1 protein-coding gene is annotated in these 538 nt (G+C 65.2%); it reads right to left on the bottom strand.

Features of this window, described 5'->3' with window-relative positions; genetic code table 11:
* Positions 1 to 10 precede the first annotated feature (10 nt).
* Positions 11 to 538 (bottom strand): transposase family protein (locus F1721_RS34245; RefSeq protein ID WP_150071005.1); only part of this gene is annotated, 528 nt, incomplete at its 5' end.

The following is a 538-nucleotide window of genomic DNA, read 5'->3' as shown; positions in this document are numbered from 1 at the left end:
TGAGCCTTTTTCATCTTGTTTCGTGTTGGAGGGTGAGGATGGCTTGGGCGAGGGTGCTGACTTGGTGTGGGCAGCAGCGGACGCGGTCGAGGACGTGCCAGTTTTTGAGGGTGGCGAAGCCGCGTTCTCCTTGGCAGCGGATGCGGGCGTGGGCGGTGTTGGCGTCGCGGTAGGGCTGGGTGAGTTCGCCGTGCCAGCTTTTGTATGGGGTGATCACGTTCTCGGCGGTCTGGTGGTAGCCGCGGTCGGCCAGCAGGAGGATCTTGGCTCGCTCGGCCAGGTCGGGGATGTGGTGGGCTCGGGCGGCGCTGGTGTCGTTGACCAGCCCGGCCGGGATGCCCTTGGAGATCCAGATCAGGGTGCCGTCCGGGTCGGTGAGTCCTTGCAGGTTGATGCCGTGATAGCGGTGTTTGCCGGAGTAGAACGGCCGGTTCGCGGCGATACGGTCGGTGCGGATGACGGTGCCATCGAGGATGGCGAAGTTGGTGAACGTCCAGGCCAGTCGCCATAACGCGGCGGTCAGCGAGGGGGCACGAGC

It is taken from the genome of Saccharopolyspora hirsuta (genome assembly GCF_008630535.1).
GTDB classification, from domain to species: domain Bacteria; phylum Actinomycetota; class Actinomycetes; order Mycobacteriales; family Pseudonocardiaceae; genus Saccharopolyspora; species Saccharopolyspora hirsuta.
This window is presented reverse-complemented; position numbering and strand designations above follow the sequence as displayed.